This is a genomic window from Amycolatopsis acidicola, assembly GCF_007713735.2.
Classification (GTDB): domain Bacteria; phylum Actinomycetota; class Actinomycetes; order Mycobacteriales; family Pseudonocardiaceae; genus Amycolatopsis_E; species Amycolatopsis_E acidicola.
This window is the reverse complement of record NZ_VMNW02000037.1, coordinates 17,860-34,595: the sequence shown is the minus strand read 5'-3', so window position 1 is coordinate 34,595 and position 16,736 is coordinate 17,860. Positions and strand designations below refer to the sequence as shown.

General features: G+C 71.6%; 15 protein-coding genes. 9 read left to right on the top strand and 6 right to left on the bottom strand.

Translation table 11 applies throughout. The annotated features are described in order from the left end of the window. Position 1 precedes the first annotated feature (1 nt). From FPZ12_RS23500 to FPZ12_RS23490, 3 genes are all read left to right on the top strand, one after another. Positions 2–1,210 (top strand): MFS transporter, encoded by a 1,209-nt coding sequence (locus tag FPZ12_RS23500; protein ID WP_243769987.1) that lies wholly within the window; start codon positions 2–4, stop codon positions 1,208–1,210. A 113-nt stretch (positions 1,211–1,323) separates the two neighbouring features. Continuing rightward, positions 1,324–1,983, top strand: coding sequence for a hypothetical protein (locus FPZ12_RS23495; RefSeq protein WP_144747794.1), 660 nt, complete (start codon positions 1,324–1,326; stop codon positions 1,981–1,983). Positions 1,984–2,019: 36 nt separating this feature from the next. Then, positions 2,020–2,748: a hypothetical protein gene (locus FPZ12_RS23490; RefSeq protein WP_144747793.1), complete on the top strand. Its 729-nt coding sequence runs from the start codon at positions 2,020–2,022 to the stop codon at positions 2,746–2,748. 157 nt (positions 2,749–2,905) lie between these two features. Here the strand turns inward: FPZ12_RS23490 and FPZ12_RS23485 are convergent, their stop codons facing one another. After that, positions 2,906–3,451, bottom strand: coding sequence for a D-alanyl-D-alanine carboxypeptidase family protein (locus FPZ12_RS23485; protein WP_144747792.1), 546 nt, complete (start codon positions 3,449–3,451; stop codon positions 2,906–2,908). 188 nt (positions 3,452–3,639) lie between these two features. On the opposite strand from FPZ12_RS23485, the gene FPZ12_RS23480 reads away from it, so the two are divergent. Genes FPZ12_RS23480 through FPZ12_RS23470 form a run of 3 tightly spaced genes read left to right on the top strand, consistent with a single transcriptional unit; the run spans position 3,640 to position 6,166 of the window. Then, entirely contained in the window at positions 3,640–4,329 is a 690-nt protein-coding gene (locus FPZ12_RS23480; RefSeq protein WP_144747791.1) for a response regulator transcription factor, read from the top strand. After that, entirely contained in the window at positions 4,326–5,753 is a 1,428-nt protein-coding gene (locus FPZ12_RS23475; RefSeq protein WP_144747790.1) for a sensor histidine kinase, read from the top strand. The genes FPZ12_RS23480 and FPZ12_RS23475 overlap by 4 nt, the downstream gene beginning before the upstream one ends. After that, positions 5,735–6,166: a GerMN domain-containing protein gene (locus FPZ12_RS23470; protein ID WP_144747789.1), complete on the top strand. Its 432-nt coding sequence runs from the start codon at positions 5,735–5,737 to the stop codon at positions 6,164–6,166. Before FPZ12_RS23475 ends, FPZ12_RS23470 begins: the two co-directional genes overlap by 19 nt. 5 nt (positions 6,167–6,171) lie before the next feature. Here the strand turns inward: FPZ12_RS23470 and FPZ12_RS23465 are convergent, their stop codons facing one another. After that, entirely contained in the window at positions 6,172–6,684 is a 513-nt protein-coding gene (locus FPZ12_RS23465; RefSeq protein WP_144747788.1) for a MarR family winged helix-turn-helix transcriptional regulator, read from the bottom strand. Positions 6,685–6,748: 64 nt separating this feature from the next. Between FPZ12_RS23465 and FPZ12_RS23460 the strand changes: the two genes are divergently transcribed. Next, complete coding sequence (locus FPZ12_RS23460) at positions 6,749–8,716, top strand: MFS transporter (protein ID WP_243769986.1); 1,968 nt, start codon at positions 6,749–6,751, stop codon at positions 8,714–8,716. A gap of 3 nt (positions 8,717–8,719) precedes the next feature. On the opposite strand, the gene FPZ12_RS23455 is transcribed toward FPZ12_RS23460, so the two are convergent. After that, a complete protein-coding gene (locus FPZ12_RS23455) occupies positions 8,720–10,351 on the bottom strand; it encodes a cation:proton antiporter (RefSeq protein ID WP_144747786.1) in 1,632 nt (543 codons plus the stop codon). Between the two features lie 222 nt (positions 10,352–10,573). Between FPZ12_RS23455 and FPZ12_RS23450 the strand changes: the two genes are divergently transcribed. After that, entirely contained in the window at positions 10,574–10,870 is a 297-nt protein-coding gene (locus tag FPZ12_RS23450) for a PepSY domain-containing protein (protein WP_144747785.1), read from the top strand. A 6-nt stretch (positions 10,871–10,876) separates the two neighbouring features. Here the strand turns inward: FPZ12_RS23450 and FPZ12_RS23445 are convergent, their stop codons facing one another. After that, the gene (locus FPZ12_RS23445; RefSeq protein WP_208025965.1) at positions 10,877–11,479 is read right to left on the bottom strand and encodes a TetR/AcrR family transcriptional regulator; all 603 of its coding nucleotides are present in this window, start codon (positions 11,477–11,479) and stop codon (positions 10,877–10,879) included. Between the two features lie 62 nt (positions 11,480–11,541). Here FPZ12_RS23445 and FPZ12_RS23440 point away from each other — a divergent pair, with 62 nt between their 5' ends. Beyond that, positions 11,542–12,435 (top strand): oxidoreductase, encoded by an 894-nt coding sequence (locus FPZ12_RS23440; protein ID WP_144747783.1) that lies wholly within the window; start codon positions 11,542–11,544, stop codon positions 12,433–12,435. Here FPZ12_RS23440 and lhpI read toward each other — a convergent pair. After that, positions 12,432–13,397: a bifunctional Delta(1)-pyrroline-2-carboxylate/Delta(1)-piperideine-2-carboxylate reductase gene (gene lhpI, locus FPZ12_RS23435; protein ID WP_144747782.1), complete on the bottom strand. Its 966-nt coding sequence runs from the start codon at positions 13,395–13,397 to the stop codon at positions 12,432–12,434. The genes FPZ12_RS23440 and lhpI overlap by 4 nt on opposite strands. After that, positions 13,390–16,650 carry a molybdopterin-dependent oxidoreductase gene (locus FPZ12_RS23430; protein ID WP_144747781.1) on the bottom strand — a complete coding sequence of 1,087 codons (3,261 nt, stop codon included), beginning with the start codon at positions 16,648–16,650 and terminating at the stop codon, positions 13,390–13,392. Before FPZ12_RS23430 ends, lhpI begins: the two co-directional genes overlap by 8 nt. Between the last annotated feature and the right edge of the window lie 86 nt (positions 16,651–16,736).

Below are 16,736 nucleotides of genomic sequence, written 5' to 3'. Positions count from 1 at the left end.
TATGACACCCGCAACGACCTCATCCGGCACCCCGGCATCGGCCACGACGAGACGGGCCGTCCCGGTCATCGCCGGTTTCCTCCTGTGCATCTTCGCGATCGGCACGGCCGAACTACTGGTGAGCGGCCTGCTACCGCAGATCGCGGCCGGCGTGCACGTGTCCGTCGCCGGCACCGGCCAGCTCGTCACCGCCTACGCGCTCGGCGTGGTGATCGGCGGCCCGCTGATCACCGTGCTCACCGCGCGGATGCCCCGCAAAGGCCTGGTTCTCGGCCTGATCGCGCTGTTCGTCGCCGGGAGCCTGCTCAGCGCGGCGGCGACCTCCTACGGCTTGCTGGTGGCGAGCCGCGTGCTGGCCGCGCTGGCCCAAGGAACGCTGTTCGCCGTCGCGATGGTCGTGGTCACGACCGTCATGCCACCCGGCAGGGCCGGGCGCGCCATCGCCATCGTGGTCTCCGGGCTCACCGTCGCGACCGTGCTGGGGGTTCCGCTCGGGGCCCTGCTCGGCCAGGCCTTCGGCTGGCGAATGCCGTTCCTGGCCGTCGCGGTGGTCGCCGCCGCGGGCGGCGCGGTCCTGGCCGTGGCGATGCCGCGCACACCGGCGCCGGCCACCGGCGCCCGGTCCGAGCTCCGGGTCCTGCTGCGCCGCCCGGTGCTGCTGGCCATCGCCACCACCGCCATCGGCTTCGCCGGAGCCGGCGTCGTGCTGACCTACCTCATGCCGCTGCTGACCCAGGTCAGTGGCTTCTCCGGTGGCATGGCGTCCGCCCTGCTGGTCGCCTACGGCGCCGGTAGCCTGCTGGGCAACCTCGCCGCCGGCCGGCTGACCGACGTCTCGGCGACCATGACGGTGCGGATCGCGTTCCTCGGCTTGACAGTGATCCTGGCCGCGCTGCCGTTCGCCGCGCCCTCGCGGCCGGCCGCCATCGTCGCGGTGCTCGCGTTCGGCTTGCTGGCCACCGCCACCATCGCCCCGTTGCAGGGCCTGATCCTCCAGCACGCCGCGGCCGCGCCCACGCTGTCGGTCGCCGTCAACGTCAGCGGGTTCAACCTCGCCAACGCGCTCGGCGCCGCACTCGGCGGCGGCATCGTCGCCGCAGGCGCGTTGCGCTGGAACGGTTTTGCCGGAGCGGCCCTCGCACTGGCCGGCCTCGGCCTGTCATGGCTGGCCACGTCCCGCCCCCAGGGGAGCATGACGCGCGATCGGTAGTGCCCTCGTTCTGCCGAGGCTCGCGGCACGCGCTTCTGGCAGGATCAGCATGCCGGGAACCGGTCGTGCCGGGCCGCGTCGAAGGCATCGGGGGCCTGAGGAGAGGGGCTGCGGTGCGGCGCGGGTTCACTTGGGGCGCGGCGGCTGTGCTGTTCGCGCTGGTGCTGACCGGATGCGTGCGGACGACGACCGGGCAGGCGCAGTCCGCCGGGCCGCCGTCGAGCGGGTCCGGTGGCTCGAAGGGAACAACCACGTCGGCGACCGCCGCGCCTTCGTCCTCCACGACCGCGGACGGGGGCACGGCGACGATCGCGACCATGACCGTCCGCCTGCCCGCGGGCACCCAGTACGCCGTGGAGTCCCGCGATCCTGGCTACGAAGGCTGTCTGCAGTCGGCGTCTTTCGCCTGCGAGGGCAAGATCCTGGACCTGCGCGAGGCGGCCGCCCAGGGCGCGATCAACACGCCGAGCGCGAGTCGCGAGTACGGCTGGTACCCGGGCACCGACGTGCCCACGTGCATCGGCCCGGCCTCGGATCCCGGCGAGGCTTCCGAGGCGACCGGCAGCACCGTGGTGGACAGCGGCTACGCGCCAGTGGGGCCGAAAAAGGCGGAGTACGGGCGGTTCCAGGAGACCTGCCAGGACGCCACGGAGAACAACCAGCTGCGGATGTGGTGGCTGCCGCAGAGCAAGATCCTCATCGTCGAGCACGCCTGCACGCCCGAGCTGGACGCGGCCTTCGACCGGATGCTCGCCTCGGCCACGTTCAGCTGATCCCCGAAACGGTGCCCGCGACTAGGGTTCCGGGGCATGAGGGGGATCAAGAACCTGCTGTTCGTTTTGTTCGTCGCCGTGCTCGCCTCCACCGCGGGCACGGCTTCGGCCGGGGAGGAGACCTACGACCAGTTTTCCTTGCTGTACCAGAAATCCGCCGGGCAGCTGGTGGACGGCGCGGGCACGCCCGCGAGTCAATGGGCGTGGAACCCGGGGGACGACGGCACCTCGGTGATCCGGTGGGACGCGCCGTCCCACTGGAACAACCCGGGGGACGGGCTGGAGCATTTCGTCCGTGACGGGGACTGGCTCTACCTCGACGGGTACGAGAACCAGTCCACCGGCACGTACAACGTCCAGCGCGTCACGTCGGAGCAGATCGGGGACGTGAACTGCGCGGGCCTGACCGACCTGCCGGGCCACGGTGGGCAGCAGCACTATGTCCGGTGGACGGTCCCGGCGCAGGGGTACTGCCTCGTCGCGCAGGGCACCATCACCACGCCGGCCGGAGTGGTCACGTTCAAGCACCAGCAGGTCTGGTACCCGGCGGGCGACTGCCAGACGAGGTTCTTCGGCACGGTCCGCTGCGTGCAGCAGCACGAGCAGTGGTGGGATGACAACGGGCATCCGTTCTCGCTGCGGATCGAGCGGTCGGTGTTCCTGGGCGAGGGGCTCGGGATGGGCCTGTCGATCCACTCCACCGTCGGAGACGGGGTGCCCATCGACTGGACGGCGGACCTGAAGAACGTGTGGACCTGGGGCTGACGGGCTCCTCGGCCCCATGGCTTCGCGGCCACGCGGCCGGGAAGCCCGTCCACAAAGGACTGTTGTTGCGAGTGTGTGGTCTGGCTTGGTCCGTACGGTGGATTCGTGGCCCGCGGGCCGACACCCATGAAGGCGACCTTGGCGGGCGCGGGCGCGCTCACAGTCCACGTTGGGCAACAGCGTCGTACTGGTCCGGCAGGCCGGGATGAGGTAGCCGTCCGGGCGCGATGAGGTGGTGCTCGAAATGCCACCATTCGTTGTCGTAGCGCCGGTACAGGTGGTGCGCGGCGCCGTGTCGTTCCAGCCAGGCGGCGCCTTCCGCGGGCCGCACGTCCAGTGCCCGGCCCGCCACGTGGGAGGACTCCTCGGGCGGCAGGACACGGCGGCGCGCGGCGGAAAAGGAGCCCGTGCGGCGGACTTCCTCGGTGAAGAGACGGTGTTGTTCGGCCGCGTCGCGGTGGCCGGAGGTGAGCCCGATCAGCTGGTGGTCCCGCCAGAACGCCACGGCGCGGGCTTCGCGGAACGACGCCCGCGTGCCGGGCTCGAGTCCGTCGAGGTCCTCGGCCGGGAACCGCAGCGCGAGCGCCCACTGGCAGGCGGTGAACCGGGCGCGGCCGGGGGAACGCAGTTGCGCCAAGGGGAGCAGGGCCACCGCCAGCGTCCGGGTCACGGCGGCCAGCAGGCGGATGCGGAATTCGGTCATGCCTCCACGGTCGGGGGCTCCGGTGCGCTCCCGGTGCGCGGAATTCGACGGCTCCGCAACGGTTCCGCACGCCGCCCGAGCCGTTACCGGACCATGACCTCGCGCGGACGCGCCGATGAGACAGGCCGTCCAGGATGGTGCCCGGTGTCCGCTGTGGACGCCCGGAAGAGGCTGCGATAGTGGGAGACATGCCGCGGGTACTGCTTATCGAGGACGACGCATCCGTGCGCGACGGCCTGCGCATGGCCCTGACGTACCAGGGGCACGCGGTCGACGCCGTCGCCACGGGCGAGGAGGGGCTGGCCGCGGTGGCCGCCGACCCGCCGGACGTGGTGGTGCTGGACCTGATGCTGCCCGGCGTCGACGGGTTCGAGGTGTGCCGCCGCATCCGCGCGGACGGCGACCTGCCGATCATCATGCTGACCGCCCGCAACGACGACATCGACGTGGTGGCCGGGCTGGAGGCCGGCGCCGACGACTACGTCGCCAAACCGGCGCAGGCGCGGGTGCTGGAGGCACGTATCCGCGCCGTGCTCAGGCGGAGCACACCGGAGCGGCATCCGGACGCGAAGCCGGGGAGGGAACGGCACGGCGCGCTGACCATCGACCGCGACGCGCTCGTGGTGACCAAGGACGGCGCGCCCGTGGCGCTGGCGCCCACCGAACTGAAGCTGCTGCTGGAGTTGTCGGCGTCGCCGGGCCGGGTGCACAGCCGCCAGCAGTTGCTGCAAGCGGTGTGGGATCAGGCTTTCCTCGGCGACTCGCGGCTGGTCGACGCGTGCGTGCAGCGGCTGCGCGCGAAGCTGGAGGACGATCCGGCGGCGCCGAAGTACGTGCAGACGCTGCGCGGGTTCGGTTACCGCTTCGGGCCGTTGTGAACCGGTGGCGCGCGTTCGGCCTGCGCACCCGGCTGCTGCTCGCGTTCGCCCTCGTCAGCGTCGTCACCGCGACAGGGGTGGCCGGGCTCGGGTACGTGCGGGCGCGGGACGCGATCGTGCAGCGCGCCCAGGACAACGCCGTCATCGAGCTGACCAACGCGGTCGAGCAGCTGTACCCGTTGTCCGCCGGGCCCGAGACCGCCGCCGACCTGGAGCGGATCGCCGGGCGCGTGTCCGGGCGCGACGAGGCCGCGAGAGCCGAGAGCAGCGGGATTTCCGGCGGCGGCATGGAGTCCTGGGTGCCCAGCCCGGAGTTGCGGGCGACGGTGGCCCAGGGGCGCGTTGCCTGGCAGCGCGTGGATCTCTCGGGGACGACGGTGCTCGTGATCGGCACCCAGCTGTGGCTCACGACGAGCGGCGAGGCACACCCGTCGGGCATCACGGTGTTCGTCGGGCGGACTCTGACCGACGAGTCGAACGCCATCGGCGAACTCGCGCGCGACGCGTGGCTCACCGGTGGCGCGGGTTTCCTGCTCGCGCTGATCTTGGCTTTGCTCGCGGCGTACAGCGTGTTGCGGCCGGTGCGGGAGTTGCGCGCGGCCGCGCGCAGGCTGGGCGAAGGCGACCTCGACGCGAGGCTGGAGGTGCGCGGCGGGGACGAGCTGGCGGCGGTGGCGCAGACGTTCAACACCACCGCCGAGTCCCTGCAACGACATGTGGGCGAGCTGCGCCGGATGGAGGCCGACTCCCGGCGCTTCGTGGCCGACGTGTCCCACGAGCTGCGCACGCCGCTGGCCGCGATGACGGCCGTGACGGACATGCTCGACGCCGAGGCCGGCGAATTTCCTGAGGTGGCAGGGGAAGCGGTGCGGCTGGTGAGCCGCGAAACCCACAACCTGGCCCGGCTGGTGGACGACCTCATCGAGGTCACGCGCTTCGACGCGGGCACCGCCGCGCTCGCGGTCGACGACGTGGACCTCGCCGAAGCGATCCGGGCGACGTTGCGCCTGCGTGGGTTCAGCGACGTGACCGGGGACCTGCCCGCGGGCGTGCACGCGCGGGTCGACCCGCGGCGGCTGGACGTGATCGTCGCGAACCTCGTGGGCAACGCCCTGCGCCACGGCGCGCCCCCGGTCGCGGTGCGGCTGGCGGAGGAGGGCGGCGGGATTCTCGTCGAGGTCACCGACCACGGGCCCGGCCTGCCGGACCCCGTGCTGCCACACGTGTTTTCCCGGTTCTACAAGGCGGACACGGCCCGCGGCCGGTCCGAAGGCAGCGGGCTCGGGCTCGCCATCGCGTGGGAAAACGCCCGCCTGCACGGGGGAACGCTCACGGCGGGGAACAGGCCGGAAGGCGGCGCGGTGTTCACGCTGTGGCTGCCGCGGGATCCGGAAGGGGGTGCCGCATGGGTAAACGGGTCTTGATCGCGTTACTGGTTCTCGCCGCGCTGACGGGGAGCGGCGTGATCTCGGGCGGCTCCCCGCCGAGCGGGCCGGCGGTGCCCGAGGTCCGCACGCTGTACTTCGTCTCGTCCACCGGACTGGTCGTCGTGAAGCGCGTGGACGTGCCGGCCGACGTCGTGACGCTTCTCGCGCAGGGCCCGAACGAGACCGAACGGGCCCGGGGCCTCAGCACTCAGGTGCCCGCTTCGGCCGCGCCCGCGGAGATCCAGTACTCGCGGCAGGGCGCGGAGGTGAGCCTCGGCAGCACGGATCTGAGCCAGGTGGCGATCGACCAGATCGTCTGCACGGTGCTGGTCAACCAGGGCGAGGGCGCGAGTTCGGTGACGCTGCGCGCGGCCGGGCGCGCGCTGACGAACCTGACCTGCCATCCGTGATCGCGTTATGACGCCTCTTCCGACGGGCCTTCCCAGTCCAGGAGCAGGCGCCGCAGGTCGTCGTTGAGCCGTCGTCGCGCCGAAAGCGAGAGTGTGCCCAGCAGGCGCGCTTCGGTCTCGGTCTTGGTGTCGAACACCTCGTAAGCGCGGCGCACGCCTTCGTCGGTGAGGCTGACGAGGATCTGCCGCCGGTCGTCGGGGTCGATGTCACGGCGCACCCAGCCCTTGCGCTCCAGACCCGCGACGCGTTTGGTGACCCCGCCCGAAGTGACGCGCATCCGCCTGAGCAGCTCACCCGCCGAGAGCTGGTACGGCTCGCCCGCGCGCTTCAGCGCGCCCAGCAGCTCCATCTCCCACAGCTCGATGCCGAAGGCGGCCAGCTCGCGCCGCAGCTCGGTTTCGAGGTGGTGGGCGACGCGCCGGAGCCGCATGTTGAGCTCCTTGCTGGCCCGCTCGTCCTCCGACGGGGAGGTGATCTGCGCCATCACCTCGTCGATGTGGTCACGCCGGTGGTGCATGGCAGGCTATCCTAACACCAGTCATTATCTTACTGGTCTCAAGTCTACTGTGGATGGTCATCGAGTGAGCACGCGTGCCGCATCCGAAGCCGGGCCCGATCCACGGCGCTGGCGGGCGTTGTGGGTCTGCCTCATCGCCGGGTTCATGACGCTGCTCGACGTCAGCATCGTCAACGTCGCGCTGCCGTCGATGGAACACGGCATCGGCGCCACCCCGGCCGACGTGTCCTGGGTCGTCTCCGGCTACGCGCTGACGTTCGGTCTCGCGCTGGTTCCTTCGGGCAGGCTCGGGGACGACTACGGGCGCCGCCGCATGTTCCTGCTGGGCCTGGCGCTGTTCGTGGTGACGAGCGCGCTGTGCGGGGCGGCGCAGAACGCGACGTGGCTGGTGGTCGCGCGACTGTGCCAGGGCATCGCGGGCGGCCTGCTGAACCCGCAGGTCATCGGCATGATCCAGCAGCTGTTCTCGGGTCGTGAGCGGGGCAAGGCGTTCGGCGCTTTCGGCGCGACCGTCGGGCTCTCCACCGCGGTCGGGCCGCTGCTCGGCGGCCTGCTGATCCAGGGGTTCGGGCTCACCGAGGGCTGGCGCTGGGTCTTCTACGTGAACCTGCCGATCGGCATCCTCGCGATCCTGTTCGGCCTGCGGCTGCTGCCGAAGGACGTGAGCAGCGGCCGCAAACGCCGCCCGGACCTGCTGGGCACGCTGCTGCTCGGCGCCGCCGTCGTGCTGGTGATGCTGCCGCTGGTGCAGGAAGAGGAACAGACGTCGCGGCCGCGCTGGTGGCTGATGGGCGTCGCGGCGGCGCTGCTCGTCCTGTTCGTGCTGTGGGAACGCTGGCTCGGCGCGCGCGGGAAGCATCCGCTGGTGAACCTGAAGCTGCTGACCGTGCGCAGCTACGCGATGGCTTCGTCGCTCGGCCTCGTCTACTTCGCCGGATTCACCGGGATTTTCCTGGTCGCGACGCTGTTCGTCCAGCAGGGGCTGGGATATTCGGCGCTGGAGTCCGGGGCGTCCACGCTCGCGTTCGCGATCGGCTCGGCGATCTCGCCGGCGATCGGCGGGCGGCTGGTGCACCGGTTCGGGCGGCCGATGGTGGTGCTCGGCAACCTGCTCGTGGCGCTCGGGCTCGCGGCGACGGCGTGGCTGGTGAAGGACTACTTCGGGGCGAACACCGCGCTCGTGCTCGCGGGGCCGCTGTTCGTCGCCGGGTTCGGCAGCGGGCTGGTGATCGCGCCGAACTCGACGCTCGCGCTGGAGGAGGTGCCGCCCGCCGAGGGCGGGACGGCGGCCGGGGTACTGCAGACGGCGCAGCGGGTCGGTTCCGCGGTCGGGACCGCGCTGGGTGGTTCGCTGTTCTTCGGTCAGTTGACGCGTTCGCACGGGGATTACCACGCTTCGGCGGCGCTCGGGCTGATCGGGTCGACGGGCCTCGTCACGCTCGCGCTGCTGTTCGGCATCGCGGATGTCCTGCTTTCCCGTTCCCGCAAGAAGCGGCCCGCGCCGGCCGCGGCTCCGGCGGCAGCGCGTCGCGCGGCGGCCGTGTCGGGCGTGGTGCGCGGGCTCGCGCCGGGGGAGCGGGCGGCGGTTTCGCTTACGTCGCTGGAGACGCATGAGGTGCATCGCGCGGCGACGGGTCCCGACGGCGAGTTCGAAGTCGACGCCCCGGCGGGCAGCTATGTGTTGCTGGTCAAGGCTTCCGGCCTCGAACCGGTCGCGCGGCACGTGACTCTCGGCGGCGCACCGGTCCGCGAGGACGTCGAGCTGCCGCGTTCGGTTCGCTTGGCCGGGACCGTGAGCGCCGACCCGGGCCCGGTCGCGGGCGCGCGGGTCGCGGTGGTGGATGCCGCGGGTCAGGTGCGGGGCGCCACCATCACCGACGAAACGGGGCACTACACGGTCGAAGGCTTGTCGCCGGGCGAGTACACGGTGGTCGCGTCGGGCTACGAACCGGCGGCGATGCCGGTACGCCTCGTCTCGGGTGAACCGGCGCGCTTCGACCCGCTGCTGCGCCTTCCGTCCACAGTGGACTGACGCTCAGCCGTCCGGGCCGCCGCGCAGTTCGAGCGCGATCTGCGTGGCGTCCACGTTGCGCAGCGCGTGGGCGAGGACGTCCGCGTCGTAGGCGCCGTCGTCACGGGCGTCCAGCAAAGCGTTCCGCTGCGCGGTGAGCACGGACAGGCGGTATTGCTTCTCCGACGCGCCTTCCTCGTGCGGCGTCTGGTTCATGACGTCCTCGAGGAGCGCGAGAACCTGCCGTTGCTGGGTGTCTTCCTCCGGCGTGCGTGGTTCTTCCGGCTCGTTCCGGAACAGGCGCGCGACGAGTGGCCCGACCGTGCCGCCCTGCACCAGCAGCGACAGGGTGGCGACCGCGAAGGCCACGAAGAGCAGCAGCGGGCGGTGCGGGGTTTCGGCCGGGAGGGTCTGGGCGGCGGCGACGGTGACCGCGCCGCGCATGCCTGCCCAGACCACGATCGCGCCGTCCTTGGCGCGGAGCGGCTGGCTGCGCAGGTAGTCGATGTCCGCGAGCATCCGGCGGACGTGCGTGGTGAGGCGTTCGATGTCGCGCCGCTTGTACTCGCCCCGTCCCGGCCCGCGCCGGAATTCCGGGAGCTCTCCCGCCTGCAGCTTTTCGTGCATCTCCGCGACACGCGGCTGGATCCGCTCGCCCCGCCGTCTCCGGCGGCCGAGGCCCCAGAGCAGGGGAGTGACGTACGCGGCGCGGGTCAGCAACGTCGCCACGAGCGCCGCGCAGGCGATCGCCAGCGCGATGCCGAGCCCGGTGTGCTCGCGGGGTACCTCGGCGAGGATCGTCGAGAGTTCCAGCCCCATCAGGAGAAAGACGAGGCCCTCCAGCATCAGCTCGACGCTCGCCCAGTTCTGCGAATCCGAAAGCCGGTGCTGGGGCGACAGGCGGCGCGGGGCGTGGTAACCGGTGACCAGCCCGGCCACGACGGCGGCGACCAGCCCGGAACTTCCCGCGGCCTCGGCCGGGACCGAGGCCAGGAACGGGACGGTGAACGACAGAATCGTGTTCACGGTCGGGTCCTCGACGCGCCGGCGCACGGCCAGGTTCAGCCGGCCGACGAACGCCCCGATCACCACGGCGACCGCGACCGCGTAGGCGAAGGTGCCCAAGGCGGCCCAAAAGGAGAACCCGGCGGTGGTGGCCACGATGGCGGTGCGCAGGAGGACGAGCGCGGTGGCGTCGTTGAGGAGGCTCTCGCCTTCGAGGATGACGATGACCCGGTTCGGCACCGGGGTGGCCTTGATGATCGAGGTGGCCACGGCGTCGGTGGGGCTGATGATCGCGCCCAGCGCGGCGCCCCAGACGAACCCGATGCCGGGGATGAGCCAGGCGAACAGCAGGCCGAGCACCAGCGCGCTCGCGATCACGAGGAGTACCGACAGCCCGCTGATCGCGCGGAACTCGCGGCGGAAGTTCATGGCGGGCATCGAGACCGCGGCCGCGTAGAGCAGCGGGGGCAGCAGGCCCTGGAGAATCCACTCCGGGTCCACTTCGAAGTCCTCCAGCACCGGGGCCAGGCTGACGCCGATCCCGACCAGGACCAGCACGAGCGGCGCGGCGACGCCGACCTTCGGCGCGAGCACCGCCCCCGCAGCGATGATCAGCAGCGCCAGGACCGCGACGGCCACTTCCCCGAGCACCCGCACCCTCCCCGTTTCCCGCGATGGTGATCACCATGCTGGAACACACGGGCCCGGCTCGCCTGTCCAAGCGCTGTGCCGGCCGGGGCGAGCGGCATCGTGCTCGCCTTGCGCGCGGGCGGTTCTGGCTGTGCCGTAAGGGTTTTCCCAGGGTGATCCCTGATGCGGCGGCCCCGCGCGCGGAGGCACGGTGGGGTGGTCGCCTCGGGAAGGAGCCTGGTTTTGCTTTCGCGGACGCTCACGATCCTGTCCGTCGGTGTCGTCGCCGTCGCGGTGGCCGCCTGCGGTACCGACGACCCGCGACCCGCGGCACCGCCCGCGAGCGCGGCGCCGGTCGGGCAGGACGCGGCCGGGGCGGTCGCGTCCGGGAAGTACGGCGGGTACGTGCTGGGCGTCGAGCCGGACACGACGGGCGGCGTGCCGTCGTGGGAGGTCGAGCTGGCCGACAGCGCGCAGGGGCGCATCGAGGTCGATGTGGCGCGGCGGGACGCGCGGATCCTCGAGGTGGAGCGGGACTGAGGTCCCTCAGCCGGGGCGGTTGGCGCGCAGGAACTGGTCGACGGCGAGGTCCACGAGCCCGTCGAGCAGCTCCGCCGGGACGAGGTTGCCGTTGATGATCGAGGCGATGCCCTGCAGCATCGCGAACAGGACGATGCCGATCCGGTCGGGGTCGCCGGTCGCCAGCTCGCCCTGCTCCTGTCCCTGCTGGATCAGCCCGATCATCAGCCCGAACGGCGCTTCGGCCGCCTTGACGATGCGCGTCGCGTCCGGGCGGTGCTTGCTGGTGTACATCAGTTCGAGCAGCGCGGGGTTCTCGGTGGCGAAGCGCGTGTACGCGGTCATACCCGCCCGCACGCGCGCGGGGAAGTCGTCGTCGGCGTCGGCCAGCGCCGTGCGAAGCGTGCGATCCAGCCGGGCGAACCCAGCCTCGGCGAGCGCGTCCAGCAGAGCCTGGCGATCCGGGAAGTGGCGGCGCGGCGCGGCGTGGCTGACACCGATTTCCCGGGCCAGATCGCGCAACGACAACTTGTCCGCGCCGTGCTCGCGCAGGCCGCGTTCGGCCGCGTCGAGGAGGGCGGTGCGGAGGTTGCCGTGGTGGTAGGGCCGGTCGTCGATCGCATCGGGCACCTCCCGATGATACGCGAATGTTTCTAGCGACAACATTGTTGTCAGCGGCTACTATGTAGCTCATGACAACATTCACGGCTTCGGACATCCCTGACCAGAGCGGCCGCACGGTCCTCGTGACCGGCGCGAACAGCGGAATCGGCCGCGCCGCCGCCCGCGCCCTTGCCGCCAAGGGCGCGCGTGTGGTGCTCGCCGTCCGCGATGTCACCAAAGGCAAGGACGCCGCCGCGACGATGACCGGCGACGTCGAAGTGCGGCGACTGGACCTTGCCGACCTGTCCTCGGTGCGCGCCTTCGCGAGCGACTTCACCGAGCCGGTCGACGTGCTGATCAACAACGCCGGCGTGATGATCCCGCCCTTCAGCCGCACCGCGGACGGGTTCGAGCTGCAGTTCGGGACCAACCACCTCGGGCATTTCGCGCTCACGAACCTGCTGCTGCCGCGGATCCGCGAGCGGGTGGTCTCGGTCTCGTCGATGGGCCACCGGGCGGGCACGATCGGGTTCGGCGATCTCAACTGGGAGCGCCGCCGGTACCGGGCGATGGCCGCGTATGGCCAGTCCAAACTCGCCAACCTGCTGTTCACCTCGGAGCTGCAGCGGCGCCTCGCGCGGGCCGGGTCCCCGGTGCTCGCGATGGCCGCGCACCCCGGCCTGGCGGCCACGAACCTGTTCCGCCCCACCGGAATCCGCCGTGCCGTCGAGCCGTTCGAGCGGGCCTTCGTCCGCCTGTTCGGCCAGAACGACGACGGCGGTGCGTTGCCCACCCTGTACGCCGCTGTAGCCGGCATCCCGGGCGACAGCTATGCCGGTCCGGGTGGCTTCCTGGAAGGCCGCGGCGCCCCGAAACTGGTCGGCCGCTCGGCGAAGGCCCAGGACACCGCGGTGGCGCGGCGTTTGTGGGAGGTGTCGGAGGAACTCACGGGGGTCGTCTTCCCGCAGCTGCAGGACGTCTAGAGGTTGCCGCGCAGTTCCCGCGCGCCCGACGCCTGGGTGTAGACCAGGCCCGCGGCTGCGAGGTCGGCCACGGAAGTGCCCACGGCCTTGAAGACGGTGATCTCCTCGGCGCCGCAACGACCGGGGACTTCGCCGCGGCAGAGTTGCGGGAGGGTGCCCACCACGTCCTCGCGCGTGATGGTGCCGTCGGCGAGGGGGCGGGTGAGGTCGCCGGACTCGTCGAGGGCCACTTCGGCGTCCACGTACAGGCGCCCGCGGCGGAGGCAGTCGTCGTCGGATTCGCGGAGGTCGCGGTTGAAGCTGCCGACGAGGTCCAGATGCGTGCCGGGCCGGAGCAGCGCGCCGCGGATGATCGGCTCGCTCGCGAGCGTCGCACACGTGATCACGTCGGCGGAGGCCACGGCGGCGTCCAGATCGGGGGCCACGCGAGCGTCCATTCCGGACTCCCGCAGCTGCGCGGCCAGCGCGTCCGCGCCTGGCCGGGATCGGTTGTACACCAACACAGTTTCGATCCCGAGCACCGCGGCGTGCGCCTGCGCGGCCAGGCTGCCGATGTGCCCCGTGCCGACCACCAGCAGCACTTTGCTGTCCGGCCGCGCCAGATAAGACGACGCGAGCGCGGACGTGGCGACGGTGCGCCGCCGTGTCAGCTCGTTGCCGTCGATGACCGCGAGGTGCTCACCGGTCTCGGCGCTCGCCAGGACGTAGGCCGAAGACAGCGCCGGCCGGCCGAGGGAACGGTTGCGGGGAAAGACATCCACCAGTTTCACCCCGAGCAGCCCGCCCCGCCACGACGGCATGATCAGCAACGTCGCGTCGTCGCCGAGCCGGTGGTGGTGCCGCGGCGGCGCGGTCGCCCCGAGCGCGAGGCTTTCGCGCAGGGCCGGGATGAGTGCGCCGAACTCCAGGGCGCGGGCGGTCTCCTCGGCGGAAATGGCGAGCACGGAATTCCCTTCACGCATCGAGCACGACGTCGGACGCCGGCACGGACTGACAGGTCAGGCACTGGTCTTCGGGCAGGTCGCCGGCCGGGGCGACGAGGTGCGCGACCCGGCCGGACAGCACCGCGGTCGCGCAACTTTCGCATTGGCCGAGCCGGCACCCGCTGGGCAAGGACACGCCGGCCTGTTCGGCGAGCTGCAGAAGTGTGCCGTTCGCCTTGCGCCACCGCACTTCCCGGCCCGAACGCGCGAACCGGACCACGGCCGTGGCGTCCTCGGCGACGGTCACCGTGGTGGGCGCGGCCTGGAACCGTTCGGCGAAGATGTCGAAGCGCGGCACGCCCCGCGCCACGAGCCCGGGGATCACCTCGTCGAGCATCGCCGCCGGGCCGCACAGGTAGAACCGGGCGCGGCGGCGGATCAGGTCCTCGTCGACGCTGTCCGCGGACACCCGGCCGCGCACGGCGAACGTGTCGCCCGGATCGGGGCGGCTGTAGTGGTCGACCACCCGCAACCTCGGCAATCTCTCCGCGAGCGTGGCGATGCGTTCGCGGAAGGCATGCGAGCCGCCATGGCGGTTTCCGTAGTACAGCACGGTTTCCGTCGCCGGGTCGAGCGCCTGCAGATGCCCGAGGAACGGCGTGATCCCGATCCCCGCCGCCAGCAGCGCGAGCGGCCGCTCATGCTCGACCGGGATCGCGAACACCCCGGACGGCGGCGTGACCAGAACCCGTTCCCCCGGCCGGAACCGCTCGTGCACCAGCGGCGAGAACCGCCCGCCGGGCACCCGGCGCACGGCTATCCCGTACCCGGAGCGGTCGGTGCCGGTGAGCGAATAGCTCCGTGTGAGACGGGGATCGTCGGGCAGCGCGACCGTGACGTGCTGCCCCGGCCGGAAGCCCGGCACCGAGGCGCCGTCGGCGGGCCGTAGCCGCACCGAAAGCACCTCGGCGGTCTCGAACTCCGCGGAGTCGACGACGAACTCCCTTGGTGTGGTCCAGGTCGGCTCGGCGCTGATGTCGCATGTGGACGATCGGAGCGCGACGGAACCGCTGAGGGGATCACGGGTTTCGTCGCCGATCAGGAGGTTGTAGTTCGCCCCGTCGTCGGCGAGCGGGTCCGAACCGGGCAGGGCCAGGTCCTCCGCCGCCTGCCACCAGCCGTACTCGGCGACCACGACGTCGCGGTGCAGCGCCGGATCCACCTTGGCGCGCATCCGCACCCGCGCGGCCGGGGTCGTCAGGCGCACCCACTGCCCGTCGTCGATTCCACGCTCGTGCGCCAGTTCCGCGCTCAGCTCCACCACGGGCTCCGGGAAACGCTTGCGCAGTGAGGAAATCCCGTGATGCTGACTGTGGCAGAAGTACCCGTTCTTGGCGCACGTGAGCACCAGCGGGAACCGCGGATCGACGCCGGGCTCGTCCGCCACCGGCACGGGGGAGTAGCCGTGTTCGGCCAGCCGTTCCGAATACAGCTCGACGCGCCGTGTCGGCGTGTCGAACCCGGTCGCGGTGTATTTCCTGTGCTGTAAGGGAAGTGGCAGGTGGACGGGCCCGTTGCGCAGCTGCTCGACGGAAACACCGAGCGGCTCCAGTTGATGGTTCCATGCGTCCTCGATGCGCCCGCCGAAGAAGTCCAGGCCCAGCCGGGTCGCGAGGTCGAACACGAACTCGGTGTCCGAACGCGACTCTCCCACGGGCTCGACCATTCGCGGCCGCAGCTGGACGCGTTCCTGCGCGGCCTGGGTGATCTCGAAACCCGCCTTGATCGCCTCGTGCTCCCACGGGGTGTTGACCGGCAGCAGCAGATCGGCGAACCGCGCGGTCGGATTCTCGAACAGGTCGAGGTGCACGGCGAACTCCAGCTCGCGCAACGCGGCGGCGGTGCGGCGCGGATCCGGTTGGGACAGCAGGAGATTCCCGCCGAAGGACACCAGCGCCCGCACCCGGTACGGCTCGCCATCGAGCACGGCCCGGCAGAAGTCGCGGGCGTTGGCCCAGCCCTGCGCCGGTGGGCCGAGCGGGAACCGGTCGATGCCCAGTGCCTTCGCCCGCTGTTCCGGGGCGAGCTGCGCGGGCGAAGTGACCGCGTTGACCGGCTGTTTGGGCAACACGACGTTGCCGCCGGGCGCGTCGAAGCTGCCGGTGAGCGCGTAGAGCGTGGCGATCGCGCGCTCGGTCTGCGTGGCGTTCGCGTGCTGGCCCACGCCCGACCACGCCGCGTAGGCCACGGATTTCGCGGCTGCCAGCGCATCCGCGAAGGCCGCGATCGCCTCCGGCTCAACAGTGGTGACCGCGGCCGTCCGGTCCAATGGCCATTCCGCGCAGGCGCGCGCGTAGTGCTCGAACGCCGGGACACAGTCGACGGGACCGGTGCGAGTGACCACCTTTCGCTTACCGTGCAAGGCGAATCGCTCGGGATTCGTCGCCGTGTCGTAGGGCTGGGGGCCGTCGTCCCACACGACGAACCCGGACAGCCCGGGGCCGAGTTCGTCGGCGCGCAGGAACCGGCCGGTGTCGCGGCGAACGAGCAACGGCGCGTTCGTCCACGAGCGCACGAAATCCTCGTCGTGGCCCCGTTTTTCGAGCAGTTGATGGGCAACGCCGAGCGCCAGCGCGGCATCCGTGCCCGGGCGGACGCGCAGCCAGTGGTCGGCCTGCATCGCGCTCGTGGAGCGGCGCGGGTCGACCACCACGAGCTTCGGGCCGGCGTCCGCGAGCGCGGCCGACTGCGCGAGCCACGACTTCGCCGGGTTGTGCCCCCACAACACCGCCAGGTCGGTGCCCGCGTAGTCCGGCACCGGGAGTCCGCAGCCGAAGGTGAAGGCGTGCGCGAAATCCTTGTGCCAGTTGCAGATCTCGGTGGAGTACACCGTGTTCGGGCTGCCGTAGAGGCGGATGAACCGCTCCACCCAGTCGATCGAGTCCGACATCGGGGTGCCGCTGGGGGAGGTCACCGAGAAGGCGACCGCCTCGGCGCCGCTCTCCGCGCGGATCTTGCCGAGCCGCTCGGCGATTTCGGACATGGCCTCGTCCCAGCTGATCTCGCGCCAGCGCGGGTCGGGGTCGGTGCGGGGCGTCGTGCGCCGCAATGGCCTGGTCAGGCGCGCGGGGGAGTGGACCAGCTCGGGCGCGGCGCGGCCTTTCGGGCACATCGCGGCGCCGGTCGGATGATCGGGATCGGGCCGCACGCCGCGCATCGCGCCGCCCTCGATGGTGTAGACGGCGCCGCAGCGGGACCGGCACAGCGTGCAGTACCCGCGGACCTCCGCCATAAGTTACCCTCCAGTAGTCGGTTACCGTCTACTCCTGAGGGTACGCTGCGCGGTGACGGGCCGGATTGTCAAGGAGGCGGTGGGCG